Source organism: Streptomyces sp. AK010 (genome assembly GCF_014207295.1).
GTDB classification, from domain to species: Bacteria; Actinomycetota; Actinomycetes; order Streptomycetales; family Streptomycetaceae; genus Streptomyces; species Streptomyces massasporeus.
This window is the reverse complement of record NZ_JACHCX010000002.1, coordinates 160,015-184,552: the sequence shown is the minus strand read 5'-3', so window position 1 is coordinate 184,552 and position 24,538 is coordinate 160,015. Positions and strand designations below refer to the sequence as shown.

General features: G+C 72.5%; 22 protein-coding genes. 13 read left to right on the top strand and 9 right to left on the bottom strand.

What is annotated here, in order from left to right; all coding sequences use genetic code 11:
- The first annotated feature begins 46 nt into the window (after window positions 1-46).
- Window positions 47-280 (top strand): ribbon-helix-helix protein, CopG family, encoded by a 234-nt coding sequence (locus tag HDC93_RS04105; protein WP_185007266.1) that lies wholly within the window; start codon window positions 47-49, stop codon window positions 278-280.
- Here the strand turns inward: HDC93_RS04105 and HDC93_RS04100 are convergent.
- Window positions 250-1,701: an NCS2 family permease gene (locus tag HDC93_RS04100; RefSeq protein ID WP_185007264.1), complete on the bottom strand. Its 1,452-nt coding sequence runs from the start codon at window positions 1,699-1,701 to the stop codon at window positions 250-252. The genes HDC93_RS04105 and HDC93_RS04100 overlap by 31 nt on opposite strands.
- Before the next feature lie 117 nt (window positions 1,702-1,818).
- On the opposite strand from HDC93_RS04100, the gene HDC93_RS04095 reads away from it, so the two are divergent.
- From HDC93_RS04095 to HDC93_RS04085, 3 genes are all read left to right on the top strand, one after another.
- Window positions 1,819-2,100, top strand: coding sequence for a DUF2530 domain-containing protein (locus tag HDC93_RS04095; protein WP_185007262.1), 282 nt, complete (start codon window positions 1,819-1,821; stop codon window positions 2,098-2,100).
- A gap of 138 nt (window positions 2,101-2,238) precedes the next feature.
- Window positions 2,239-3,084 carry a class I SAM-dependent methyltransferase gene (locus tag HDC93_RS04090; RefSeq protein ID WP_185007260.1) on the top strand — a complete coding sequence of 282 codons (846 nt, stop codon included), beginning with the start codon at window positions 2,239-2,241 and terminating at the stop codon, window positions 3,082-3,084.
- A 156-nt stretch (window positions 3,085-3,240) separates the two neighbouring features.
- A complete protein-coding gene (locus HDC93_RS04085) occupies window positions 3,241-5,634 on the top strand; it encodes an HAD-IC family P-type ATPase (RefSeq protein WP_185007258.1) in 2,394 nt (797 codons plus the stop codon).
- A gap of 446 nt (window positions 5,635-6,080) precedes the next feature.
- Here HDC93_RS04085 and HDC93_RS04080 read toward each other — a convergent pair whose 3' ends face one another.
- From HDC93_RS04080 to HDC93_RS04070, 3 genes are all read right to left on the bottom strand, one after another.
- Window positions 6,081-6,827: a hypothetical protein gene (locus tag HDC93_RS04080; protein WP_185007256.1), complete on the bottom strand. Its 747-nt coding sequence runs from the start codon at window positions 6,825-6,827 to the stop codon at window positions 6,081-6,083.
- A 129-nt stretch (window positions 6,828-6,956) separates the two neighbouring features.
- On the bottom strand, window positions 6,957-10,085 hold the full coding sequence (locus tag HDC93_RS04075) for a sacsin N-terminal ATP-binding-like domain-containing protein (protein ID WP_185007253.1): 3,129 nt from the start codon (window positions 10,083-10,085) through the stop codon (window positions 6,957-6,959).
- Window positions 10,086-10,292: 207 nt separating this feature from the next.
- A complete protein-coding gene (locus HDC93_RS04070; RefSeq protein ID WP_185007251.1) occupies window positions 10,293-11,219 on the bottom strand; it encodes a DUF3027 domain-containing protein in 927 nt (308 codons plus the stop codon).
- A gap of 270 nt (window positions 11,220-11,489) precedes the next feature.
- On the opposite strand from HDC93_RS04070, the gene HDC93_RS04065 reads away from it, so the two are divergent.
- From HDC93_RS04065 to HDC93_RS04050, 4 genes are all read left to right on the top strand, one after another.
- The gene (locus HDC93_RS04065) at window positions 11,490-12,923 is read left to right on the top strand and encodes an MFS transporter (protein WP_185007249.1); all 1,434 of its coding nucleotides are present in this window, start codon (window positions 11,490-11,492) and stop codon (window positions 12,921-12,923) included.
- 76 nt (window positions 12,924-12,999) lie between these two features.
- Window positions 13,000-13,473: a DUF2771 domain-containing protein gene (locus HDC93_RS04060; protein WP_185007247.1), complete on the top strand. Its 474-nt coding sequence runs from the start codon at window positions 13,000-13,002 to the stop codon at window positions 13,471-13,473.
- The gene (locus HDC93_RS04055; protein ID WP_260419428.1) at window positions 13,443-14,243 is read left to right on the top strand and encodes a futalosine hydrolase; all 801 of its coding nucleotides are present in this window, start codon (window positions 13,443-13,445) and stop codon (window positions 14,241-14,243) included. Before HDC93_RS04060 ends, HDC93_RS04055 begins: the two co-directional genes overlap by 31 nt.
- On the top strand, window positions 14,233-15,078 hold the full coding sequence (locus HDC93_RS04050) for a 1,4-dihydroxy-6-naphthoate synthase (protein WP_185007245.1): 846 nt from the start codon (window positions 14,233-14,235) through the stop codon (window positions 15,076-15,078). Before HDC93_RS04055 ends, HDC93_RS04050 begins: the two co-directional genes overlap by 11 nt.
- A gap of 4 nt (window positions 15,079-15,082) precedes the next feature.
- On the opposite strand, the gene HDC93_RS39225 is transcribed toward HDC93_RS04050, so the two are convergent.
- Entirely contained in the window at window positions 15,083-15,466 is a 384-nt protein-coding gene (locus tag HDC93_RS39225; RefSeq protein WP_185007243.1) for a cold-shock protein, read from the bottom strand.
- Between the two features lie 164 nt (window positions 15,467-15,630).
- On the opposite strand from HDC93_RS39225, the gene HDC93_RS04040 reads away from it, so the two are divergent.
- On the top strand, window positions 15,631-15,879 hold the full coding sequence (locus HDC93_RS04040) for a hypothetical protein (protein ID WP_031110609.1): 249 nt from the start codon (window positions 15,631-15,633) through the stop codon (window positions 15,877-15,879).
- Here the strand turns inward: HDC93_RS04040 and HDC93_RS04035 are convergent.
- A complete protein-coding gene (locus tag HDC93_RS04035; RefSeq protein WP_185007241.1) occupies window positions 15,858-16,490 on the bottom strand; it encodes an HAD family hydrolase in 633 nt (210 codons plus the stop codon). The two genes, HDC93_RS04040 and HDC93_RS04035, sit on opposite strands and share 22 nt — an antisense overlap.
- A 53-nt stretch (window positions 16,491-16,543) precedes the next feature.
- On the bottom strand, window positions 16,544-17,533 hold the full coding sequence (locus HDC93_RS04030) for a hypothetical protein (RefSeq protein WP_185007239.1): 990 nt from the start codon (window positions 17,531-17,533) through the stop codon (window positions 16,544-16,546).
- Window positions 17,534-17,697: 164 nt separating this feature from the next.
- On the opposite strand from HDC93_RS04030, the gene HDC93_RS04025 reads away from it, so the two are divergent.
- The 3 genes from HDC93_RS04025 to HDC93_RS04020 all read left to right on the top strand — a co-directional run bounded on the left by HDC93_RS04025 (window position 17,698) and on the right by HDC93_RS04020 (window position 21,158).
- The gene (locus tag HDC93_RS04025; protein ID WP_185007237.1) at window positions 17,698-20,238 is read left to right on the top strand and encodes a helicase C-terminal domain-containing protein; all 2,541 of its coding nucleotides are present in this window, start codon (window positions 17,698-17,700) and stop codon (window positions 20,236-20,238) included.
- A 229-nt stretch (window positions 20,239-20,467) separates the two neighbouring features.
- Window positions 20,468-20,599, top strand: coding sequence for a hypothetical protein (locus HDC93_RS38110; protein WP_260419399.1), 132 nt, complete (start codon window positions 20,468-20,470; stop codon window positions 20,597-20,599).
- A gap of 370 nt (window positions 20,600-20,969) precedes the next feature.
- Window positions 20,970-21,158: a hypothetical protein gene (locus tag HDC93_RS04020; protein ID WP_185007235.1), complete on the top strand. Its 189-nt coding sequence runs from the start codon at window positions 20,970-20,972 to the stop codon at window positions 21,156-21,158.
- Here HDC93_RS04020 and istB read toward each other — a convergent pair.
- Window positions 21,136-22,377 (bottom strand): IS21-like element helper ATPase IstB, encoded by a 1,242-nt coding sequence (gene istB / locus HDC93_RS04015; RefSeq protein WP_185007233.1) that lies wholly within the window; start codon window positions 22,375-22,377, stop codon window positions 21,136-21,138. The two genes, HDC93_RS04020 and istB, sit on opposite strands and share 23 nt — an antisense overlap.
- A gap of 181 nt (window positions 22,378-22,558) precedes the next feature.
- Between istB and HDC93_RS04010 the strand changes: the two genes are divergently transcribed.
- Complete coding sequence (locus HDC93_RS04010) at window positions 22,559-24,202, top strand: DNA repair helicase XPB (RefSeq protein ID WP_185007231.1); 1,644 nt, start codon at window positions 22,559-22,561, stop codon at window positions 24,200-24,202.
- A 66-nt stretch (window positions 24,203-24,268) separates the two neighbouring features.
- On the opposite strand, the gene HDC93_RS04005 is transcribed toward HDC93_RS04010, so the two are convergent.
- Window positions 24,269-24,457, bottom strand: a complete 189-nt coding sequence (locus HDC93_RS04005; protein ID WP_031111032.1) for a hypothetical protein — start codon at window positions 24,455-24,457, stop codon at window positions 24,269-24,271.
- Between the last annotated feature and the right edge of the window lie 81 nt (window positions 24,458-24,538).

Sequence of the window (24,538 nt, the reverse complement as noted above, 5' to 3'; positions counted from 1 at the left end):
AGGCGGCGGAACGCGCCCCGCCGCACCGAACGGTGCCGCGACCCTCATGGTCATGGGGACCAGTGTGCTCAGCCTGCGCATAGACCACGACCTGCTCGAACGGCTCAGGCACCATGCCGCGAAAAGGGGAATGAGCGTCCAGGACCATGTCGTCCGGACGCTCATTCGAGAAGACTTCGACCAGCGGTTCCAGGCCGCGGTGGAGGAGACGGAGAGGTTCTACGGGTCACCCGACTCCGGTGACGAGGATCAGGTCAGACCCAGCGCCGGCATCAGGTAGTAGAACGCGAACACCGCCGACACCACGTACATCGCCACCGGCACCTCCCGGCCCCGCCCGGCCGCCAGCCGCAGCACCGCGAAGGTGATGAAGCCCATGCCGATGCCGTTGGTGATCGAGTAGGTGAACGGCATCATCACCATCGTCACGAAGGCCGGGACGGCGATCGTGTAGTCCGCCCAGTCGATCTCCTTGACCGACCCGGCCATGATCAGGAAGCCGACCGCGACCAGCGCGGGCGTGGCCGCCTGGGACGGGACCATCGTGGCGACCGGCGTCAGGAAGAGGGCGACGGCGAAGAGGCCGCCGGTGACGACGTTCGCCAGACCGGTCCGGGCACCCTCGCCGACACCCGCCGTGGACTCGACGAAGGAGGTCGTAGCGGAGGACGAGCTGGCGCCACCGGCGGCGACCGCGAGGCCGTCCACGAACAGCACCTTGTTGATGCCCGGCATCTGCCCCTCGCCGTCGGTCAGCTTCGCCTCGTCGGCGACGCCCATGATCGTGCCCATCGCGTCGAAGAAGCACGACAGCAGCACGGTGAAGACGAAGAGCACGCCGGTCAGCAAGCCGACCTTGCCGAAGCCGCCGAACAGGCTGACCTGCCCGATCAGCCCGAAGTCGGGGCTCGCGACCGGGTTGCCGGGCCACTTGGGCGTGGTCAGGCCCCAGCTCGGCACCTTGGCCACCGCGTTGATGATCACCGCGAGGAAGGTCATGGCGACGATCGAGATCAGGATGGCGCCGGAGACCTTGCGCACGATCAGCGCGAGGGTCAGCAGGACGCCCAGGACGAAGACGAGGACCGGCCAGCCGTCGAGGTGACCGTCGCCGCCCAGCTGGAGCGGGACGGTGGTCTGGGCGGCGTCCGGGATCCGGGAGACGAAGCCCGCGTCCACGAGTCCGATCAGCATGATGAACAGGCCGATACCGATGGAGATGGCCTTGCGCAGCCCGAACGGCACGGCGTTCATGACGCGCTCGCGCAGTCCGGTGGCGACCAGCAGCATGACCACGAACCCGGCGAGGACCACCATGCCCATCGCGTCCGGCCAGGACATGCGCGGGGCGAGCTGGAGGGCGACGACGGAGTTCACGCCGAGGCCGGCGGCCAGCGCGATCGGGACGTTGCCGATGACGCCCATGAGGAGGGTGGTCAGTGCGGCGGTGAGGGCCGTCGCGGTGACCAGCTGCCCGTTGTCGAGCTGGTGACCGTACATGTCCTTGGCGCTGCCGAGGATGATCGGGTTCAGCACGATGATGTAGGCCATCGCGAAGAAGGTGGCGAGACCCCCGCGGACCTCACGGGGCAGGGTGCTGCCCCGCTCGGAGATCCGGAAGAAGCGGTCGAGTGCGCCGAACGTGGGCCCGGCTCCCGACTGCTGAGGGGCGGGGGCCTTGGCAGGAGCCGAGGAGGACATGCGTTTGGTGTTTCCTACGAAGAGAAGTGGTCAGGCGCAAACCGTTTCAGTATGAACATATAAGTCCCTGGTAGGCCATCTCCGCGCGTAGACCTGATCGCCTCGTAAGCTGTCCCCATGGCGAAGTGGACCCCCAGACACGAGGCGCCGGAGCCCCTTGAGGGCCCCGTGGTCGCCACCATCACCGGCGGCACCATCCTGTGGTTCGTCCTCTTCCTGGTCCAGCTCCCCTTCTACGGCTGGTTCGCAGACCACGGCCACACCTGGTGGGTGTGGACCTGCCTGGCCGGCGGCGGGCTGGGACTGATCGGCGTCTGGTACGTCCGCAAGCGCGACGCCGCGATCAAGCGGGCGGAGACCGCCGAGGACCTGACGGCGACGACCCCCTCGGCCGAATAGGCCCCCGGGCCCACGGCACCTTCCTGCCTGCTCTCCGGCGAGACACACCCCCGCCGCCTCCCTACGCTCGTACAAGGCGGCGAAACGCTCGAAAACCGTCGGCGCGAAACCGCCGTCCGACCGGTGAGGAGCGCAGCGATGACGATGCAGAACAGCGTGACCGAGGCCGACCGCGCCCTGAAGACCAAGCACCGGGCGATGTGGGCCCAGGGCGACTACCCCTCCCTGGCCGCCGAGGTCATCCCCGAGCTGGGAGCGGTCCTGGTCGAGGCGTGCGGGGTGCGCTCCGGCGGGCGGGTGCTGGACGTGGCGGCGGGCTCCGGGAACGCCGCGATCCCCGCGGCCCTGGCCGGCGCGGACGTGGTGGCCTCCGACCTGACGCCGGAGCTGTTCGAGGCCGGCCGGGCGGTGGCCGAGAAGCAGGGTGCGCACCTCACCTGGCAGGAGGCCGACGCCGAGGCCCTGCCGTTCGGCGACGCCGAGTTCGACACCGTGCTGTCCTGCGTCGGCGTCATGTTCGCCCCGCACCACCAGCAGGCCGCCGATGAACTCGTCCGGGTCTGCCGCCCCGGCGGCACCATCGGGCTGCTGAACTGGACGCCCCAGGGCTTCATCGGCCGGATGTTCGCCGCGATGAAGCCGTACGCGCCCCCGCCCCCGCCCGGAGCGCAGCCGCCCCCGCTGTGGGGGGACGAGGACCATGTGCGCGCCCTCCTCGGCGACCGGGTCACGGACGTCCGCGCCGAGCGCCGCACGGTCCGGGTCGACCGCTTCGAGACGCCCGAGGCGTTCCGCGACTACTTCAAGGAGCGCTACGGCCCGACCATCAGCGTCTACAAGAACATCGCCGGCGAACCCGAACGCGCCGCGGCCCTGGACGCCGCCCTGGTGGACCTCGCCCGCGACGGCGATCTGGGCACGGGCTCGGGCGGGACGGCCCTGGAGTGGGAGTACCTGCTGCTCACCGCCCGCCGGGCGGGCTGACACCGGAGCGTGGCAGGGGCGTGGAACCGGGCGTGGCACCGGGGTCCGACGGCGTACAACTGCCGTACGACCACGGCACGAAGTCCGTCCTTCCCAGGTCGGATCTTCGCCGCATTCAGCGGGTGAAGCGGCAATTGCGCACGTACCGTCGAATGCATGACGCATCTCGACGCGGGTGCCCGGCCCGACTCCGCACGGCCGGCGACGGTCACCTCCCGCGAGACCGGCCTGACCGGTGCTCAGGTCGCCGAACGGGTGGAGCGCGGGCAGGTCAACGACGTGCCGGTGCGCAGCAGCCGGTCCACCGTCGAGATCGTCCGTGCGAACGTCTTCACCCGCTTCAACGCGATCATCGGCGTGCTGTGGCTGATCATGCTGGTGGTCGCGCCGATCCAGGACAGCCTCTTCGGGTTCGTGATCCTCGCGAACACCGGCATCGGGATCGTCCAGGAGTGGCGGGCGAAGAAGACGCTGGACTCGCTCGCGCTGATCGGCGAGGTCAGGCCGACCGTGCGGCGCGACGGGACCGCCGCGCAGGTCAGCACGTCCGAGATCGTGCTGGACGACCTGATCGAGATCGGGCCCGGGGACAAGGTCGTCGTCGACGGCGTCTGCGTCGAGGCGGACGGTCTGGAGATCGACGAGTCGCTGCTCACCGGCGAGGCCGACCCGGTCGTCAAACAGCCGGGCGACCAGGTCATGTCGGGCAGCTTCGTGGTGGCGGGCGGCGGGGCCTTCCAGGCGACGAAGGTCGGCCGTGAGGCCTACGCCGCCCAGCTCGCCGAGGAGGCCTCACGCTTCACCCTCGTCCAATCCGAGCTGCGGTCGGGCATCTCCACCATCCTCAAGTACGTCACGTGGATGATGGTCCCGACCGCGATCGGCCTGATCATCAGCCAGCTGGTCGTGAAGGAGAACGCCTTCGACGACTCCGTCGCCCGCACCGTCGGCGGCATCGTCCCGATGGTCCCCGAGGGGCTCGTCCTGCTCACCTCGGTCGCCTTCGCCATCGGCGTGATCCGCCTGGGCCGCAAGCAGTGCCTGGTGCAGGAGCTGCCCGCCATCGAGGGACTCGCCCGGGTCGACACGGTCTGCCTCGACAAGACCGGCACCCTCACCGAGGGCGGCATGGACGTCACCGAGCTGCGCCCGCTCCAGGGCACCGACGAGACCTACGTACGGCAGGTGCTCGGCGCGCTCGGCGAGTCGGACCCGCGGCCGAACGCGTCCCTGAAGGCGATCATCGACGCCTACCCCGCCGTCGACGGCTGGCGCTGCACCGAGGCCCTGCCGTTCTCCTCCGCCCGCAAGTACAGCGGTGCCGTGTTCAGCGAAAGCGACGGGCAGACCGGCCGGTGGCTGCTGGGCGCGCCCGACGTGCTGCTGGCGGAGGACGATCCGGCCCTGGCCGAGACCGGGCGGCTGAACGAGCAGGGCCTGAGGGTGCTGCTGCTGGTGCGGGTCACGCGGGACCTGGACGATCCGGAGGTGACGAAGGGGGCGCGGCCCACCGCCCTGGTCGTGCTGGAGCAGCGGCTGCGGCCGGACGCCGCGGACACACTGCGCTACTTCGCCGACCAGAACGTCCGGGCCAAGGTCATCTCCGGCGACAACGCGGTCTCGGTCGGGGCGGTCGCCGCCAAGCTCGGCCTGTCCGGCACGACCGTGGACGCGCGCCGGCTGCCCGCCGAGCGGGACGGCATGGCCGACGCGCTCGACGACGGCACGGTGTTCGGGCGGGTCACCCCGCAGCAGAAGCGGAACATGGTGGGAGCGCTGCAGTCGCGCGGGCACACGGTCGCGATGACGGGCGACGGGGTGAACGACGTGCTCGCGCTGAAGGACGCCGACATCGGCGTGGCGATGGGCTCCGGCTCGGAGGCGACCCGGGCGGTGGCGCAGATCGTGCTGCTGAACAACAGCTTCGCGACGCTGCCGTCGGTGGTCGCCGAGGGGCGCCGGGTCATCGGCAACATCACGCGGGTGGCGACGCTGTTCCTGGTCAAGACGGTCTACTCGGTGCTGCTGGCCGTCCTGGTGGTGTGCTCCCAGGTGGAGTACCCGTTCCTGCCGCGCCATCTGACCCTGCTGTCGACGCTGACGATCGGCATCCCGGCGTTCTTCCTGGCGCTCGCGCCCAACAAGGAGCGCGCGAAGCCGAACTTCGTACGGCGGGTCATGCGGTACGCGATCCCGGGCGGGGTCGTGGCGGCGGTGGCGACCTTCGCGACGTACCTCATCGCCCGGGAGCACTACACGGGGCCGGGGGCGCTGGACGCGGAGACGAGTGCGGCGACGCTGACGCTGTTCCTGATCTCGATGTGGGTGCTGGCGATCATCGCCCGCCCGTACACCTGGTGGCGTATCGCCCTGGTCGCCTCCATGGCCGGGGCGTTCCTGGTGGTGCTGGTCGTGCCGTGGCTGCAGCACTTCTTCGCGCTGAAGCTGGTGGGGATGACGATGCCGTGGATCGCGGTCGGCATCGCGGCGGTGGCGGCGGCCGCCCTGGAACTCCTGTGGAGGTGGGTCGACCGCCGCGTGCCCGCTTAGGGGTCCTTTCACTATGCCCGTCCGGGTCGCGTGGTCTGGCACCGCACCTCGCCGCGTTGCCGAAAAGCCCTAGTAGCTCCGCTACGAGGGCTTCCCGGCGCCTTGCGACGCACGGCACCAGACCACGCGCCCTGATCGGACACTCATAGTGAAAGGACCCCTTAGGGGGCCCGGTCCTACCGGACGTCGACGTAGTCGCCCGTGGCGACGGCGGCCACGGTGGCTCGCATGTGCATGTGTTTCCCCAGGGAGAGAAGTGATCGCGGAGTCTGTTGACTCACGCGATCAGATCCACGAGCCCCCGGCGGGGTTGTAGGGCCGGACCCGGGTTCTGCCGTCTCGTCCGCAACGTTTGACGAACGCGTGGCACATGCCCGGTGTACGGACGATGCCGCCGGCCCCGGCATGGCTCCGGGACCGGCGGTGTCGTCGTCGCTCAGGCGCTGTTACTGCACGTCGACGAAGTCACCCGTGGCGTTGACCGCCGGGGTGGTCGTGGTGCCCGCGAAGGAGTAGCGGAAGTAGCCGTCCGCCGACGCCGTGACGGTGGTCTTCAGCTCGCCCGTGGAGTTCGACTTGATGGTCTTCACGGTGGTGTAGGTGCTGGAGCTCTTCTTGCGGTACTGCAGCTTCACCGACTGGTTGGTGTAGCCGTGGTACTTGTTGTCGTCCCAGTTGGCGCGGGACAGCTTGCCGGTGACCGTGATGGTCTTGCCCTTCTTCACCGGCTCGGGCGAGGCGTTGACCGTCAGCTTCGAGTAGCGCTGGAGCTTGAAGGAGTTCGTCGGGTCCTTCACCGCGACGCCCACGTTGTCCAGGTTCGGGTCCTCGGGGTCCTCGCCGTTGAACGCGACCGCGAACGCGGCCGCCTTCCAGGAGCCGGCGTCCTCGTTCAGCAGCGCGAACGGGTCGATGGCGACGGTGGCCTTGCAGCTCGCGACGGTCGCGGACGAGTCCGTGCAGGTCGCGTCGTTGCTGTCGAAGAAGAAGATCGAGTCCTCGAACGAGGCACCGCGGTACAGCTCGACGCCCGCGAAGAAGTCCGCGGCGTGGATGTTCACTTCCTTGCCGTGGGTCAGCGTGAAGGACACGGGGACCTTGACCACGTTCGTGGTCCCGACGGCGATGTTCTTGCCGTTGTTGACCTTGACCGAGGAGAAGGTCACGTTCAAGGCGATCGGCGCGCCGTCCACGGCTCCGACGAAGGCCGAACGGCCGGAGTCGGCGTGGACGAATGTGTGCGGAATTTTCCACGAGCGGTCGCACGTCACCGTCGGCTCGGTCGCCCGTCACCGTCGGCTCGGTCGCCCGTCACCGTCGGCTCAGTCGAACCACCGGTCCCGCGCCAGTTCCTCGGTCCGGGACGGGTCCTCCAGCAGTGCCGCCACCTCGAAGCGCCGCGGCCACTGCCCCGCCGCCCAGGCGAGCCCCGCGGCGACGCCCTCCAGGGTGGCCGCGTGCAGGACGCCGTCGTCGGTGAGCCGCCAGTCGATCTCCACGCCGTCGACGACGAGTTCCTCGTGCTCGATGTAGAAGGACGGGGTGTTCGGGCCGAGCAGCACCCGCACCGGCTCCGGGACGTCGTGCTCGGTGCCCTCGGAGGTGACCTCCCCGGTGACGGACTCGCTGAGCCGCCGCACCTGGAACAGTTCGGCCAGGTCGGCGGCGCGGGACGGCCGTACGGGAAGCAGGGGGACGCCCTCGGTGAACGGCAGCAGGTCGGGCGAGTCGCACACCACGGCGTCGGCCGCGTCCACGACCTCCACCCGGCCGTCGGTGACGGCCCGCAGGTCGTCCGGCAGGGTCACCTGCTCGGGGTCCAGCTCGGCCAACGCCCCGTACAGGGCGTGCAGCTGAGCGCCCGTCACCTCGCGCTCGGGGTCGGCGAGCCGCTCCAGCAGTTCGGCGGCGCCGCCGGGCTCGTCCAGCAGCGCGGCGACGGACGTCCGCACGCCCAGCGCCCGCAGCACCTGTTCGTCCTCGAACCCGGTCGCGTCGGCCTCGTCGTAGAGCCCGCGCAGCAGCGGGTCGCCGCCGGCCGCCCGAAGACCGGCCGGGCGGCGGCCGGCGAGGACGGGGTTCCCGCGCAGCCACCACGCGGTGTACGGCCGGACGACCTCGTGCGTCCCGTCCGGCAGCAGGATCCGCACGGGCTGCACGATGGCGTCCCGCAGGGGCGGCCGGGACAGCAGCGCCAGCGCCTGCGCCCACTTGTCCTCGTCGACGAGGTCGAGGTCACGGACGGCGACGATCTCGGTGGCGACCGGTGGCACCGGGCTGTCCGGGAAGCGGTCGAGGATGTCCTCGCACCACACGTCGACGGCGTCCAGCAGGCCCGCGTCGTCGGGTGCGGCGAAGTCGCCCTCGTGGGGATCCAGTTCGTCCGGGTCGAGGACGACGTCGGTGGCGCGGACGATCGCGAAGTTCACCAGGACACCGCAGGCGGCCAGCGGCTGTTCGCCCCACTTGCCGGCCAGCTCGGCGTCCACGGCGGCGAGTTCGCCCTCGCGCATGACCTGGGCGAAGGGGCTGCCGGGATAGACGAGTTCGCAGGCCGGGGCCGGTTCGCCGTCCTCGTCGGGCAGGGCGAGCGCGCCGAGCCAGGGCTCGTCACCGGGTTCCAGGCCGGCGTCCCGCACGAGCGCGAGCACGGTGTCGGCCAGTTCGTCGGCGTCGAGGACGTCCTCCTCCCAGTTCACGGCGCCCTCGTCGTCCAGGGACGCGGCGACGGCGGCCCGGACCTGCGGGGTGGTGAGGACGGCCCGGGGTGTCGCGGGCAGCGCGCCGAGCTTCTCCAGGATCGGGTGGGCGGCGTCCGGGTGGGCGACCTTCAGTCCGAGCCGGGCCAGCACCTCGGGGTCGATCCCGGCGGCCTCCGCGCCGGGCAGCAGGATCTGCCGGGGCCCGATGGTCGTCCGGCCGTCGGCGAGCGGGACCGGGAGCCCCGACAAGCGGTCCGGGTCGATCCCGGCCAGGCTGTCGTAGAGCCGCCGCCACCAGCCGGGTTCCTTCTCCAAGCCGGCGAGGCGGTCGATCGCGTCGGTCAGCGGGACGCGGGCGACGCCCAGGGTCCGCAGCTCGGCGCGGCGCTCCAGCCCGGCGGGCAGCAGCGTGGGCAGCACCTCGGCGAGCACCCGCACGGTGTCCGCGCCCGCGCCCTCGACGATCTCGGCGTCCCGGGGCCGCAGGGTTTCGGGCAGGTCGTCGCCCTCGCGCGGGGGCAGCGCGGGTGGCAGGAAGGAGGTCCGCGGCAGCCGGTCCAGGATCGCCTGGCGCAGGGCGCCGTCCAGCTCGCCCTTGCCGAGCGGGCCGGGCACCAGGCCGATGATCCCGGAGGTCACCGGCCGCCAGTCGCCGAGGAGTTCGGTGTAGGCGTCGGCCGCGCGCTGGACGAGGAAGTCGGTCAGCGGGCCGGGGGCGGCGTGCCGGCGGGTGGAGTCCAGCGGGAACGAGGCGATGAGCAGCGCGGGGACGCCGAGCGGTTCGTCGCTCGGCGTGGGGGCGTGCACGACCGCGCTGGTGCGGGGCCGGGCGGGGCTGCCGTCGCTGTCCACGGGGACGGCCCAGGTGACCGACCAGTGGGGCCGCAGCCGCTCCTCGACGGGCCGGTCGGTGAGGAGGTCGGGGGTGAGGGGGCCGTGGGCCGCCGCGGTGCGCCAGTGGGTGACGCCGTGGACGGAGTCGTCGACGACGGTGAAGGCACCGTCGGTACGGCGGGTGAGGGTCCGCGGGTTCTCCCCGTTGATCTCGACGACGAGCTCTTCGAGTCCGGGGAGGGTGAGCATCAGGGCGTCGTCGACGGCCCTCAGGAGCCGCTCGGCGAGATCGGCGGCGGCCGCGTCCCGCAGCGGCAGGATGACGGCGGTGTCGTACGGGGCGGGGGCGGTGCCCTCGGCGGCGTACGGCAGCCGCAGCAGGGGGACGTGGCCGTCGCGCCGCCGGACCTCGTCCCCGAGGCCTGGGCTGTGCCGGGCGGTCTCGGCGGCCAGTGCCCTGGCCTCGGCGAGCGACCACCGCACACCGCCGTGCCGGCCGACGACGGCGGGCTCGTCGGTGACGGAGAGCACGGCGGCGAAGCCGACACCGAACCGCCCCACGGAGGACGTGTCCCGCGTGTCCCGCTTGGCGGACGCCCGCAGCGTGGACAGCGACTCGACCCCGGCCGCGTCCAGCGGGGCGCCGGTGTTGGCGGCGACGAGCACCCCGTCGCGCAGGGTGAGCCGCAGCCGTCCCGGCACTGCGGCCCGGGCCGCGGCGTCGGCGGCGTTCTGGGCGAGCTCCACGACGAGCCGGTCCCGGTAGCCGCCGAGGACCAGGTCCTCCTCGGCGTTGGCGTCCTCGCGGAACCGGGCGGGGCTGGTGGCCCAGGCGTCGAGGACACCGCGTCGCAGGCGGGCGGTACCGAACGGATCGGCCCCCTCGGCGGCGGGCCGCACGAACTTGCTGCTCACGTTCCGTTCCTTCTCCTCGTGGACGTGAGGACGAAGGTACCGCCTGAGAAGCACCCACCGTGCGCCCGCCCGGCGCGGGCCACCGCGACGCGGGGGCGCCCTCTCCGGGCGGACCGCCGTTGACTCGACGGCGCAGGGCCCCTGTTCGTGCGCGCCCTCGATGACGCGGCGGCGCACAGCACCCCGCGCCGGGTCGGCCGCCGGCGGCTACGAGTGGCCCAGTTCCTCCGTGTCCGCGTCCGCCGTCGGGGTCACCGAGCCGGAGTCCGAGGAGGGGCGGAGCGGGAACGGGTCGACGCGGGTCTCGTCGATGACCGGGGCGGGCGGCTGGGGCGGGCGGGGCATGACCGCGGCCTCGGAGTGGCCGCCGCAGCCGTAGGCGAGGGAGACCAGGCGGCCGTCGGCCGGGGAGAACTCGTTGGCGCAGGCGCCGAAGGCCTGACCGAGGGAGCCGCCGATGGGGACGAGGAAGCCGCAGCTGACGCAGGCGGCGGGGGCCGACTGGGCCATGGGCGTCTTGGGGCCGAACGCCTCCTCCCAGCGGTCGGCCGCGGTGTGCAGGCCGTAGCGGGACAGGACGCGGGCCCGGCGCATGCCCAGTTCCTCGGCGATCGCCGGGATCGAACCGCGCAGGGGGGCGACCGTGAAGCCGGACGAGGGGCCCGTGGCGAGGTCCGCGTCCTCCGCCTCCACCAGGTCGGCCATCTCGTGCGACACGGGAACGTTCGGCGCGGGCTCGTCCTCGCCCGTGTAGCCCGGCTCCAGCCGCAGGTCCTCGGCGTCGGTGGGCAGCAGGTCGCCCGGCCCCATGTCGCCGGGCCGCAGCCGCTCGCTCCACGGCACCCACTCGGGCGCCAGCACCGCGTCCGGGCCGGGCAGCAGCGCGGCCTCGTCCACCGTGACGATCTTCGCCCGGGACGCCCGTGCCACCGTCACGGCCCAGCGCCAGCCCCGGTACCCGAGCTTTAGGCACTGGAAGAAGTGCGTGACGACGCGGTCCCCCTCGGAGACCAGCCCCACGTGTTCGCCGACGATGCCCGGCGCGGCGGCCTCCTCGGCTGCGGCGCGGGCGAGGTCGACGGCCTCGGCACACAGACGGTCAGGGGTGCGGCTTCGCGTTGTCGCTGCGCTCACAGGTATCGCTTCTCTCCATACGCCGTCTCACGAGTGCGCCACTCCCAGCGCGGGGGCGGACGGAGCGGACCGGGGGACCGCGTCGACATCCTTCATCCATTTTGCGGGATGGCTGAGATACGCACGCTACCCTTCCGCCCCACTTCGCGTACACCGGCGGTCCTGTTGCACCGCCCACCCGACCCCGTCCCGCCCCCGGACAGTCACCCCACAGGCCCTATACAAGCGGTAATGGCACTACCCACAGCCTTCTCGGGGCACTATGACGTCGTGGCAGCCGCGAAGACACCCCCGGGCGCCACCGGGACCGGTGGGTCGAAAGGGGTCAAGGGAAGCAGCCGACTGAACGGACGGGGCCGTCTGGGCGGCTCCTTCCGCGCGGTCGGCCGTGCCCTGCACTTCCCCGTGACGGGCACGGCCCGCGGAATCCGCAAGGCCACCCACGCGCACGGCGCCGGCGAGTCCGGCCTCGGCAAGCTGATCGAACTGCACGGTGTGAACGGCGCCGGAGACATGATGATCACCGTCGCCCTCGCGTCGACCGTGTTCTTCTCCGTGCCGACCGACGAGGCCCGGGGCCGGGTCGCGCTGTACCTCGCCATCACCATGGCGCCCTTCACCCTCCTCGCGCCGGTGGTCGGCCCCCTCCTCGACCGCGTCCCGCACGGCCGCCGCGCGGCGATGGCCTGCGCGATGCTCGCCCGGGCGCTGCTCGCGATCGTCCTGTCGGGCGCGGTCGTCAGCGGCGGCCTGGAGCTGTATCCGGCCGCGCTGGGCGTCCTCGTCTCGTCGAAGGCGTACGGCGTGGTCAGAAGCGCCGTCGTGCCCCGGCTGCTGCCACCGCGCTTCTCCCTGGTGAAGGCCAACTCGCGCGTCACCCTCGGCGGCCTCCTCGCCACCGGCATCGCCGCGCCGGTCGGGGCCGGGCTCCAGCAGATCGGGCCGCGCTGGCCCCTCTTCGGCGCCTTCGTGCTGTTCGTCGCGGGGACGATCCTGTCGTTCACGCTGCCGCCGAAGGTCGACTCCGCCAAGGGCGAGGACCGCGCTCTGCTGGCGGCGGACGAGCAGCACCTGCACGGGCCGCACCGGCAGCCCGTCAAGCGCCCCGGGCTGCGCACGGTCGGCCCGGCCGTCACCCACGCCCTGGCCGCCAACGCCGCCATCCGCTGTCTGACCGGGTTCCTGATCTTCTTCCTGGCGTTCCTGCTTCGAGAGCACCCGGTCTCCGGCCAGAGCGCCGCCGTGTCGCTGGGGATAGTGGGCGTGTCGGCGGGCGTGGGCAACGCGCTCGGTACGGCCGTCGGGGCGTGGCTGCGGTCCCGGGCGCCGGAGATCATCATCGTGACGGTCGTGGCGTGCGTGGCGGGCGCGGCGATCACGGCCGCGGCGTTCTTCGGCGCCGTCATGGTGGCCGGGCTGGCCGCGATCGCCGGGTTCGCGCAGGCCCTGGCCAAGCTGTCGCTGGACGCGCTGATCCAGCGGGACGTGCCCGAGAGCGTCCGTACATCGGCCTTCGCCCGCTCCGAGACGCTGCTGCAGATGTCGTGGGTGCTGGGCGGGGCGGTCGGCATCGCGATGCCGCTCACGGGCACGGCCGGGCTGGCGGTGGGCGCCGCGATCGTCGGCGTGGGGTGGCTGACGACCGTGCGGGGGCTGATCGGCTCGGCGCGGCGCGGGGGCTCGGGGCGGGCGCGTGTCGCGTAGGGCCCTTCTGATGGATCTCCGGGGGAGCCGTACCCCGCGTGGGCGGTGCGACCCACGCGCCCTATAGCCTTCGCCCATGAACACGTTGCAATCCGTTGTGCGACGCCGCCGCGCCGTCGCCGTCGCCGGCGTCGTATCCGCCGGACTGCTCGTCCTGTCGGCCTGTGACAAGCCGACGCCGATGGCCACGGTCACCGTGGGCAGCGACACGGTGAACTCCGAGGCCACCTGCGGCGGCGAGGGCGACGCCCTGAAGCCGTCCGATCTCGCCGGGTGCCTGAAGGACAAGGGCATCAAGAGCATCTCCGTCGACCCCGACGAGACGGTGCGCTTCGGTGTCGACCCCGAGATCGCCGACAACGGCTGGACGATCCTGATGAACGGTCAGCCTCTGACCGACTCCAGCACGAAGACCTACCGCACGATTCCGGGCAGCGTGTTCTTCAACGCCCAGTACGGCGCGCAGGGCAACTCGACGCTGGTCTCCATCAAGGAAGGCGACAAGGACACCTCCGGGCTCTGGAACTTCAAGCTCAAGAAGGACGCCTGATCGCTGCCGCCGGGCTCGGCCGGATTCTGGTGGCCACGGCTGTTCCCGTGGAGAGGGACGCTGTGGCCGCGGGGCTGGGCGTGCCCCTGGGGGCCGATGAAGCGGTACTCGGCGCTGTCGGCCGTGCCCACCCGTTCCGCCCCAGCGGAACGACTGCCCACGGCGGCGCCGCCGGGTGTTCGTTTGATGTGATCGCCGGCGGCGTGGGGCCCGCGCTCGCCGCCGCCTCCACCGCCTCCGCGCTCACCGCCGCCGCCCTGAAGGGCGCGCCCTACGGCCTGGTCGTGTCGGCCGGGATCGGGGGCGGGTTCCAGCCCGAGGCGCCCGTGGGGTCGCTCGTGGTCGCCGACGGGATCGTCGCGGCCGATCTGGGGGCCGAGACCGAGGACGGGTTCCTTCCGGTGACCGAGCTCGGGTTCGGGACCGTCAGGCACGAGCCGCCGGCGGATCTCGTGCGGCGGGTCGCCGAGAGCGCCGGGGCGAGGACCGGGGCCGTGCTCACGGTGTCGACCGTGACCGGGACGGCCGTCCGGGCCTCCGCGCTGCGGAAGCGGCACCCCAGCGCCCTCGCCGAGGCCATGGAAGGCTTCGGCGTCGCCGAGGCCGCCGCCGCGCAGGGGGTACCCGTGCTGGAGATCCGGGCCGTCTCCAACCCCGTCGGGCCGCGTGACCGCGCCGCATGGCGGATCGGCGACGCTCTGGCAGCCTTGACCGAGGGGTTCGGGAAGCTCGCGCCCGTACTGGAGAGTTGGAACCGGCATGACAGTTGAGCTGCAGATCGCGTACTCGCCCTGCCCGAACGACACGTTCGTCTTCGACGCCCTCGCCCACGACCGCGTCCCCGGCGCCCCCGCCCTCGACGTGACCTTCGCCGACATCGACCTCACCAACGGCATGGCCGAGCGCGGCGAGTTCGACGTGCTGAAGGTGTCCTACGCGGTGCTGCCCTACGTCCTCGACGACTACGCCCTGCTGCCCTGCGGGGGCGCGCTCGGGCGGGGCTGCGGGCCGCTGGTGCTGACGCGGGAGGCGGACACCGACCTGACCGGCCGGACCGTCGCCGTGCCCAGTGAGAAGTCCACCGCCTATCTGCTGTTCCGGCTGTGGGCCGCGGACACCGTGGCCGACGGGGTCGGCGAGATCGTCGTCATGCCGTTCCACGAGATCATGCCGGCCGTGCGGGACGGCAAGGTCGACGCGGGGCTCGTGATCCACGAGGCGCGCTTCACGTACCGCAGCTACGGGCTGCACAAGCTCGCCGACATGGGCGAGCACTGGGAGAACACCACGGGGCTGCCCATCCCGCTGGGCGCGATCATCGCCAAGCGGTCGCTGGGCGAGCAGAAGCTGCGGCTGCTGGCCGACTCGATCCGCACGTCCGTGCGCGCCGCCTGGGACGATCCCGAGGCGTCCCGGCCGTACGTCATGGAGCACGCCCAGGAGATGGACCCGGCCGTCGCCGACCAGCACATCGGGCTGTACGTCAACGAGTTCACCGCGGACCTGGGCGAGGACGGCTACGCGGCCGTGCGCGGGCTGCTGACACGCGCGGCGGCCGAGGGACTCGTACCGCCCCTCGGCCCGGACTCGCTGCGCTTTCCCTGAGGTCTCAGACGTCCAGCTGGTCGGCGACCGCGCGCAGCAGGCCGGCGATCTTCTTGCCGGCGGTCTTCTCGGGGTAGCGGCCGCGCTCCAGCATCGGCGTGATGTTCTCCAGGAGGGTCGTCAGGTCCTGGACGATGGAGGCCAGCTCGTCCGGCTTCCTGCGGGTCGCGGCGGCGACGGACGGGGTCGGATCCAGAATCGCCAGGGACAGCGCCTGGTCGCCGCGCTGTCCGGCGACGACGCCGAACTCCACGCGCTGACCCGGCTTGAGCGTCTCGACTCCGGCGGGGAGGACCGAGGAATGGACGAAGACGTCACCGCCGTCGTCGCGGGAGAGAAAGCCGAAGCCCTTCTCGCCGTTGAACCACTTGACCTTGCCGGTGGGCATGTCTGTCCTCGTCCTCGTACTCGTCGGAAAACTGCTTCTGGAAACGGCTCTTGATAGCACTCGGGCGGGTCGTACGGACCCGCCGGTACCCAGGCTAATGCTCTTGCAGCCGGTGACAAGACGTCACCCGGTTGTTCCTTCGCGCTGGGAACTACCCTGGTCGGGTGCGTGACAAAACCCAAACGAATTCCGCCGCTCCCGGTGACCGCCTGGTCCGTGCCGGAGCCGTCGTCTTCTTCATCGGTGCCCTGGCCACACTGGTCACGGTCGCCCCGCTGTTCCTCGGGACGACTCCCTTTCCGACGTACATGTTCGGATTGAGCATGCTCATGGCCGTCGGATTCCTGATGGCCGGTGCGGGAGTGCTGCGTTCCGTGGCGGCGGGCCGCCGTCAGGCGCGCGCGGGACGGTAGTCCGAAAGCCACCGCGGGAATTCGGTCAGATCGGCGAGGACGACGTCCGCGCCCGCCACGCGCAGTTCCTCTTCGGGGCACGGCCCGGTGGCCACGGCGACCGAGAGCGCCCCGGCCCTCCGGGCGCCGCGGACGTCCCCGACGTGGTCGCCGACGTAGACGCCCGCGTCGTGCTCGCGCAGGGCCTCGGCCTTCTGCTCGGCCCACAGGTCGCCGATGACGGCGTCGGGCTCGATGCCCAGGTGGGCGAGGTGCAGCTTGGCGTTGGGCTCGTACTTGGCGGTGACGACTATCGCGCGTCCACCGGCCTCCCGTACGGCCGCGATGGCCTCCCGGGCGCCGGTCATCGCCGGCGTCGCGGTGATGGCGATGGTCGGGTACATCGCGCGGTACAGGTCCGCCATGACCGCGATCTCCTCGGCCGGGAACCAGTTGATCAGCTCCTCGGCCAGCGGCGGCCCGAGCCGCGTGACCGCCAGGTCGGCGTCGATGTACGTGCCCGTCCGCTCGGACAGCGCCTGGTAGCAGGCGCGGATGCCGGGCCGGGAGTCGATGAGGGTCATGTCGAGGTCGAAGCCGACGGTGAGCGCGGGCGGGGTCATGAAGGCCATATGGGCCATTGTGCCCAGAGGGTGTGAACGACAGGCGACCGGCTGTGGCGGCCCTAGCGCGAGCGCTGTGAACGCCACACCAGGAACAGGGCCGACGCCACCGCCGCGCCCCTGACCACCCACGGCCAGGTCTCCGCCACCGCGGCGTTCATGTGGCCGTCGGCGATCGGGTCGCCCCAGCGGCCGTTCATCCGGCCCCACAGCCAGACCAGGCCTCCCACCACGGAGAGGCTCGGCAGGATGACGACCGCCCACTTCGTCTCGGCCTGGGTGAGGCGGCGGGACGCGTAGGCGATGAGCCAGCCGAGCAGGAGGACGAACCAGTTGCCGAGCACGGCACCGGCGACCAGGAAGCCCGCGGCGATCAGGAGGAGCGGGTTGCTCCAGTTCGTGCCGGTCAGGCGCGGGAGCCGGCGGCGGCCGCCCTTCTCGGTCACCTCGGCCGTCTCGACGACCGGGGCGGCGTCCTCGGAGTCCGGCTTCTCCTTCTCCGGCTTCCGCGGCGCCGGCGGCTTCAGCAGGTCCGGCACCTCCACACCGCCCACGAACCCCGGCACCTCGTCGCCCACGCCGAAGGGGCTGCTGTCGACCCTCCACCAGTCCGGCTGGAGCGCGCTGTCGCCGAGCTCGTGCCCGGCGGCCAGGTGCGGCGGGGCCGGGCCGTCGGAGGGGGCGGGGTGCGGCTCCCCGGCGGACCGTGACGGCCGGGGACGCGGTACGACGCGCCGCATGACGCCCTTCGCCCGCTCCTCCGGCTCGGCCTCGCGCTGCACGGGGACGGAGGCGGGGGCGGCGCCGTGCAGCTCACCGCCCGTACCGTCCGCTGCCGCGGTCACGACGTCGTCGGGGCTGCCCAGGCGGGTCAGGATGCGGCGGACGGCGGCGGGCGAGTCGACGGTGGCCTTCGCGCGGCGCTTGTCGATCTCGTTGCGCAGGTCCGCGACCAGACGCATCCGGGTGGCCGACGACAACTGCCGCTGCTGGGCCACGTCGCCGACGCGGCTCAGATACTCGTAAACGACCTGGTCGCTCTCAATCCCCACGAAGTCCCCTCCGGGGCGGGTGCGTTGCGTGACGCCGTCGCACGACGGTACCGCGAGTGCCCACGAAGCGGCCAAAACCCCGTCCCGCGTTCGGGGAGGGAGCCGCGGCCGCGGCCCCGCACAGTCGGCCCGGCCGCCGGGGCCGACCCGCTACCGTGGACCGGATGAGCACCGAGGACAGGCCCCCGGCCCCCCGCTCCCTCGCGGAAGCGCTCCGCGCGCGGGGCGACGCTTCGCTGGGCGCGCTCCTGCGCAGCCGCCCGGATCTCATCACGCCCGTCCCCACCGACCTCACCCAGCTCGCGACCCGGGCCGGCACCCGCGCCTCGGTCGTGCGGGCGCTGGAGCGGCTGGACCGGTTCGCGTTGCAGACGGCGGAGGCGCTGGCCGTGGCGGCGGACCCGGCGGCGTACGGCGAACTGCTCGGGCTCATGGCCGGGGACGACGCGGACCCGGCCGTCGTCGCCGCGCTGCCGCACGCCCTGGACCTGCTGCGCGAGCAGGCCCTGGTGTGGGGCGACGACGACAGGCTGCGACTGGTGCGCACGGCGCGTGAACTGCTGGCGCCCTCGCCGCAGCACCCCTCGCCGACCGGGCTCGGCCCGACGGTCCAGGAGGCCACCGCCGGGATGTCGCCGGGCCGGATCCAGGAGATCGTCACGGCCGCCGGACTGGCCTCGACGCACGACTCGGTCTCCGCGGTGACCGCCCTGGCCGGCCTGTTCACGGACCGGGCCCGGATGGCCGCACTGCTCGCCGACGCCCCGGCCGACTCCCTCGACGTGCTGGAACGCCTGGTGTGGGGACCGCCGTACGGTCAGGTCACGGCCGATCCGGCGCCCCGGCTGCGCTGGCTGCTGGACCGCGGACTGCTGCTGCCGACCGCGCCGGGGACGGTCGTCCTGCCGCGCGAGGTCGCCCTGCATCTGCGGCGGGGGCTGGCGCACCGGGCGCCCGAGCCCGTGCCGCCGGTCGTGGAGACGGCGGCCGTTCACCGTCCACAGGTTGTGGACAGCGCGGCGGCCGGACAGGCGTACACCGCGCTCGCGACCGTCGGGGAGCTGCTGAAGGACTGGGACGAGGGCGGGCCCGTGGTGCTGCGGGCCGGCGGGCTCAGCGTGCGCGACCTGAAGCGGACGGCCGTCGCGCTGGACGTGCCCGAGCCGGTCGCCGCGTTCTGGGTGGAACTGGCGTACGCGGCGGGCCTGATCGCCTCGGACGGCGAGGCCGACGAGCGGTACGCGGCGACCCCGGCGTACGACGAGTGGCTGGAACTGCCCCCCGCCGAGCGCTGGTCGCGGCTGGTCACGGCCTGGCTCGCGGCGACCCGCACGGCCGGGCTGGTGGGTGGGCGGGACGCGAAGGACCGTACGTTGTCGGCGCTCGGGCCGGGCCTGGACCGCTCGGCCGCGCCCGAGGTACGGCACCGGGTGCTGGCGCTGCTGGCCGGGCTGCCGGAGGGCGCCGCACCGGCCGCCGGGTCGGTGCTGGCCCGGCTGCGCTGGGAGCGGCCCCTGCGCGGCGACCGGCGCGAGGACGATCTGCGCGGCCGGCTCGCCGAGTGGGCGCTGTCCGAGGCGGAGCAGCTGGGTGTCACGGGCCGGGGCGCGCTGTCGGCGCAGGGCCGGGCCCTGCTGGGCGCGCCCGCGGCTCCCGCGCCCGGCCCGGAAGCGGAACCCTCCGGGCCGGGGGACAAGCTGCCCGTCCACCACCATCACCGCCCCGCCCCGCTCACCGCCCTCTCCCCCGCCGAACAGGCCGTGGCCTCGGCCGCCGCGGCCCGGCTGCTCGCACGGCTGCTGCCCGAGCCGCTGGACCACGTGCTGCTCCAGGCCGACCTGACGGCGGTGGCGCCCGGCCCCCTGCAACGGCCGCTCGCGGACATGCTGGGCGTGCTGGCGGACGTCGAGTCCAAGGGCGGGGCGACGGTCTACCGGTTCACGCCCGGCTCGGTGCGGCGGGCGCTGGACGCCGGGCAGGCCGCCTCCGATCTGCACGCCTTCCTCGCCGCGCACTCCCGCACGCCGGTGCCGCAGCCGCTCGCGTACCTGATCGACGACGTGGCCCGGCGGCACGGCCACCTCCGGGTCGGCGCGGCCTCGGCGTACGTGCGCTGCGACGACGACGCGGTGCTCAGCGAGATCCTCGCCGACAAGCGGGCCGCCGGGCTGGGGCTGCGCCGGCTCGCCCCGACCGTGCTGGCCGCGCAGGCCGATCCGGCCGGGCTCCTGGAAGGCCTGCGGGCGATGGGGTTCGCGCCGGCCGCCGAGTCCGCCGAGGGCGATGTGCTGATCACCCGCGCCCTGGCCCACCGCACCCCGCCGCGCACCGCGCCCGAGCCGGTCCCGGACGGCCCGCCGGTCCCCGACGACACCCTCCTCGCGGCCGCGCTGCGCGCCATCCGGGCCGGCGACCTCGCCTCCACCACCCCGCGCAAGCCCGGCGCGGCCCCGGCGGCCAACGGCGAGCTGCCCCGCACCGGTGCGGCCGAGACCCTCGCCACCATGCAGGCCGCCGTCCTCACCGGCGAGGCCCTGTGGATCGGCTACGTCAACGCCGAGGGCGCCGCCAGCCAGCGGGTCATCGCGCCGATCCGCGTCGAGGGCGGCTTCGTCACGGCGTACGACCACACCGCGGACGAGGTCCGCACGTATCCGCTGCACCGGATCACCGGGGTCGCGGAGCTCGCCGACGACGCGGGCTGACGACCGGCAGCTCCCGAGCCCCCTCTCACGACCGCTCCCGCCCCCCTCTCACGACCGCTCTGGCGACGGCTCGCGGGCCGTCACCCGTTCGGGTGCAGGCGGGCGTTCATGCACGCCACGCCGGGGATTTCCCACGCACGGGCGACCTTCCCGGGCGTGCCGCATCACGCCGTGCGCGTGGGGGCAGCCACCCGGTGTCCTGTGAGCTCCGCCGAAAGGAAGTCCGCGCATGCGCACTGTCCGCCGAGTCGCCGCCGTCCTCGCCACCGCCGCCCTGATGACGTTCGGGGGGCTCGCCACTCCGGCCTCCGCGGTGAGCATCGACGTCGCCGGTCTCGTCCTCGAGACACCGCAGATCTGATCCGCTCCCGCGCACCCATCGGGCCGGCCCAGGCGTCCCGGGCCGGCCCGTGGTGCGGGGTCCGTCGTCCGTCAGCCCGTGAAAGGCCCCTCCACCGTGGAAGGCCTCACCGCCCGTGAAGGCCTCACCGCCCGTGAAGGCTTCCCAGCCCGTGAAGGCTTCCCAGCCCGTGAAGGCCTCACAGCCCGTGAAGGCCTCCCAGCCCGTGAAGGCCTCCCAGCCCGTGAAGGCTTCCCAGCCCGTGAAGGCCTCACAGCCCGTGAAGGCCTCACAGCCCGTGAAGGCCTCACAGCCCGTGAAGGCCTCACAGCCCGTGAAGGCCTCACAGCCCGTGAAGGCCTCACCGCCCGTGAAAGGCACTGCCACTCTCATGCGTGAGAACCTGCCCGCCGCCGCTCTCTGTGCCGTCGCGCTCGTGGGGGCCCTCGCGCCCTCCGCCGCCGCGGCCCCCGCGCTGCCGCTGCCCCTGCCGGCCGCCGCCGTGGAGCCGCTGATCACCGAGGGGGTCACCGTCGAAGGGCCGCTGGTCCAGAACGTCAGTCTGCCCACGCTGAAGTAGCGCGGCGCGTCCGGTAGCTGTCGCCGTCCAGCCGCACGAGGTCGGCGTGATGGGCGAGCCGGTCCGTCAGCGCCGGGGCGGACGGGCCGAAGACCTCGTCCCAGCGGCCCAGCGGCCGGTCGCTGGTCACGATCAGCGAGGCCCGCTCGTAGCGGTGGGCGACGAGCTGGAAGAACAGGCCGGCCGTCGCCGGGTCGAGGGGCGTGTAGCCGACTTCGTCGACGATCAGGAGGGGGTGATCGTCGAGCGCTGTCAGCTCCGCGTCGAGCCGGCCGGCGGCCCGGGCGTCCGCGAGCCGGGCGGCCCACTCGGCAGCGGTCGCGAACAGCACCCGGTGCCCGGCGTGGCACGCGCGGACGCCCAGGGCCACGGCCAGGTGGGTCTTGCCGGTGCCGGGCGGGCCGACGAAGACGACGTTGCGCCGGGCGGTGACGAAGTCGGCCTTGCCGAGCCTCGCCACGGCCTCCCGGTCGAAGCCCCGGGGGTGCTGCTCGTCGAAGTCCTCCAGCAGCTTGCGCGCGGGGAACCCGGCGGCGCGGATCCGGGCCTCGGCGTCGGCGGCCGGGTCGGTCTGCCGTGGGAGGGCGGGCGCGACGGCCGGGGTCTCGGGATCCGGCTTCTCCTGCGGCCGCTCCTGCTCCTGTGGGCGGGCGGCCTGGGCCGCCGGTGTGGCGGGTGAACGGTCGGCGTGCGCGCGGTCCGTGTGGGCGACCATCGGCCCGGACATGTAGGCGAGGATCGCCGCCGACGCGATGAACGCCATGTGGATCACCGTCCCCCACAGCAGGGCGTGCTGGGAGGTGTGGTGGACGTCCACGAACATCTGGAGCAGGTGCACGGAGGAGATGCCCACGATCGCCGTGGCGAGCTTGACCTTCAGTACGTTGGAGTTGACGTGTGAGAGCCATTCGGGCTGGTCACGGTGGCCCTGGAGGCCGATGCGCGAGACGAACGTCTCGTAGCCGCCGACGATCACCATGATCAGCAGGTTGGCGATCATGACGACGTCGACCAGCTTGAGCACCGCGAGCATCACGTACGTCTCTGTGGCGTGCCCGCTCACGCACATCAGGATTAAGGTCCACAGCTCCTTGAAGAACTTGTAGACGTAGACGCCTTGGGCGGCCACCAGCCCGAAGTACAGCGGGGCTTGGAGCCAGCGGGTGGCGAACAGGGCGTATCCGAGTGTGGTGGTCGTCGGGTTCTGCACCTTCGCCATTCTTCGGGGCCGCGATGGAAAAACTGAATTCACACCACACGTTGGGATGAATAGGCATTCAGTACGATCGGACGCGCGGATCACACCACCCGCCCCGGTCGATCAGGCACACTGGACGTTTGGCCGAGGCGTCGCGCTGTCGAGCCGTCCGAGTCCTTTGGCCACAGAAAGGGTGCCGCGCGTGAATGGTCCGCTGATCGTCCAGTCCGACAAGACCCTGCTCCTGGAAGTCGACCACGAGCAGGCCGACGACTGCCGCCGGTCCATCGCCCCGTTCGCGGAACTGGAGCGGGCGCCGGAGCACATCCACACCTACCGCGTGACCCCGCTGGGCCTGTGGAACGCCCGCGCGGCGGGTCATGACGCCGAGCAGGTGGTGGACGCGCTCGTGCAGTACAGCCGCTACCCCGTGCCGCACGCGCTGCTCGTCGACATCGCCGAGACGATGGACCGCTACGGACGTCTCACGCTGTCCAAGCACCCGGCGCACGGGCTGGTGCTGACCACCACCGACCGCCCGGTGCTGGAGGAGATCCTCCGGTCGAAGCGGATCACGCCTCTGGTGGGCGCCCGCATCGACCCGGACACGGTCGTGGTGCACCCCTCCGAGCGCGGGCAGATCAAGCAGACGCTGCTGAAGCTGGGCTGGCCGGCCGAGGACCTCGCCGGGTACGTCGACGGCGAGGCGCACGAGATCGAGCTGGCCGAGGACGGCTGGGCGCTTCGGCCGTACCAGAAGCAGGCCGTGGAGAACTTCTGGCACGGCGGGTCGGGCGTCGTCGTCCTGCCCTGCGGCGCCGGGAAGACGCTGGTCGGGGCCGGGTCGATGGCCCAGGCGAAGTCGACCACCCTCATCCTCGTCACGAACACCGTCTCCGCCCGGCAGTGGAAGCACGAGCTGGTGAAGCGGACCTCGCTCACCGAGGAGGAGATCGGCGAGTACAGCGGGACGAAGAAGGAGATCCGGCCCGTCACGATCGCCACGTACCAGGTGCTGACGACCCGGCGGAAGGGCGTCTACCCGCACCTGGAGCTGTTCGACTCGCGGGACTGGGGGCTGATCGTCTACGACGAGGTGCACCTGCTGCCCGCGCCGGTCTTCAAGTTCACCGCCGACCTCCAGGCGCGCCGACGGCTCGGCCTGACCGCCACGCTGGTGCGTGAGGACGGCCGGGAGTCGGACGTGTTCTCCCTGATCGGCCCCAAGCGGTTCGACGCGCCGTGGAAGGAGATCGAGGCGCAGGGCTACATCGCGCCCGCCGACTGCGTCGAGGTCCGGGTCAATCTGACGGACTCCGAGCGGCTCGCGTACGCCACGGCCGAGACGGAGGAGAAGTACCGCTTCTGCGCGACGACCGCGACCAAGCGGAAGGTCACGGAGGCCATCGTCCGCCGCTTCGCCGGACAGCAGATCCTCGTCATCGGGCAGTACATCGACCAGCTCGACGAGCTCGGGGAACATCTGGGCGCGCCCGTGATCAAGGGCGAGACGTCGAACGCGCAGCGGGAGAAGCTCTTCGACGCCTTCCGGGAGGGCGAGATCAGCGTGCTCGTCGTGTCCAAGGTCGCGAACTTCTCGATCGACCTGCCGGAGGCGACGGTCGCCATCCAGGTCTCGGGCACCTTCGGCTCCCGGCAGGAGGAGGCCCAGCGTCTCGGCCGGGTCCTGCGCCCCAAGGCCGACGGCCACCAGGCGCACTTCTACTCGGTGGTCGCCCGGGACACGATCGACCAGGACTTCGCCGCCCACCGCCAGCGGTTCCTGGCGGAGCAGGGGTACGCGTACCGGATCATGGACGCGGACGAGCTGCTGGCGGAGAGCTGACGGTGGGGGCCGGTCCGCCCGCTCGCGGCGGACCGGCTCTTCTCACGCGCGGCGGGCCACGCCTTCTCACTTGCGGCGGACCACGCCGACTTCCTCTCCGTACTGACCGAGTACGACCACGTCGAAGGCGGCGCCCACGAAGACCTTGACGGCGCGCAGGGCATCGCCGAGGCGGTGGCTGTGACTGCCGGCCACGGCGGTGGCGCCGGGCGGGCGGCCCGGTGCCGGGGCGGGGTGGATGGTTGCTGCGCTCATGTCTCCATGGTGCGTTTTCGACCGTAAAGACTGCGTCGGTCTCCGGACCGAACTGTGCGGCGGTCCGCGTACGCCTGTGGG

What these genes read in the sequence shown, in the direction of transcription:
- HDC93_RS04105 (WP_185007266.1), top strand. Translation starts at nt 47, where the DNA reads ATGGTCATGGGGACCAGTGTGCTCAGCCTGCGCATAGACCACGACCTG.
- HDC93_RS04100 (WP_185007264.1), bottom strand. Translation starts at nt 1,701, where the DNA reads ATGTCCTCCTCGGCTCCTGCCAAGGCCCCCGCCCCTCAGCAGTCGGGA.
- HDC93_RS04095 (WP_185007262.1), top strand. Translation starts at nt 1,819, where the DNA reads ATGGCGAAGTGGACCCCCAGACACGAGGCGCCGGAGCCCCTTGAGGGC.
- HDC93_RS04090 (WP_185007260.1), top strand. Translation starts at nt 2,239, where the DNA reads ATGACGATGCAGAACAGCGTGACCGAGGCCGACCGCGCCCTGAAGACC.
- HDC93_RS04085 (WP_185007258.1), top strand. Translation starts at nt 3,241, where the DNA reads ATGACGCATCTCGACGCGGGTGCCCGGCCCGACTCCGCACGGCCGGCG.
- HDC93_RS04060 (WP_185007247.1), top strand. Translation starts at nt 13,000, where the DNA reads ATGAACACGTTGCAATCCGTTGTGCGACGCCGCCGCGCCGTCGCCGTC.
- HDC93_RS04050 (WP_185007245.1), top strand. Translation starts at nt 14,233, where the DNA reads ATGACAGTTGAGCTGCAGATCGCGTACTCGCCCTGCCCGAACGACACG.
- HDC93_RS39225 (WP_185007243.1), bottom strand. Translation starts at nt 15,466, where the DNA reads ATGCCCACCGGCAAGGTCAAGTGGTTCAACGGCGAGAAGGGCTTCGGC.
- HDC93_RS04035 (WP_185007241.1), bottom strand. Translation starts at nt 16,490, where the DNA reads ATGGCCTTCATGACCCCGCCCGCGCTCACCGTCGGCTTCGACCTCGAC.
- HDC93_RS04025 (WP_185007237.1), top strand. Translation starts at nt 17,698, where the DNA reads ATGAGCACCGAGGACAGGCCCCCGGCCCCCCGCTCCCTCGCGGAAGCG.
- HDC93_RS38110 (WP_260419399.1), top strand. Translation starts at nt 20,468, where the DNA reads ATGCGCACTGTCCGCCGAGTCGCCGCCGTCCTCGCCACCGCCGCCCTG.
- HDC93_RS04020 (WP_185007235.1), top strand. Translation starts at nt 20,970, where the DNA reads ATGCGTGAGAACCTGCCCGCCGCCGCTCTCTGTGCCGTCGCGCTCGTG.
- istB (WP_185007233.1), bottom strand. Translation starts at nt 22,377, where the DNA reads ATGGCGAAGGTGCAGAACCCGACGACCACCACACTCGGATACGCCCTG.
- HDC93_RS04005 (WP_031111032.1), bottom strand. Translation starts at nt 24,457, where the DNA reads ATGAGCGCAGCAACCATCCACCCCGCCCCGGCACCGGGCCGCCCGCCC.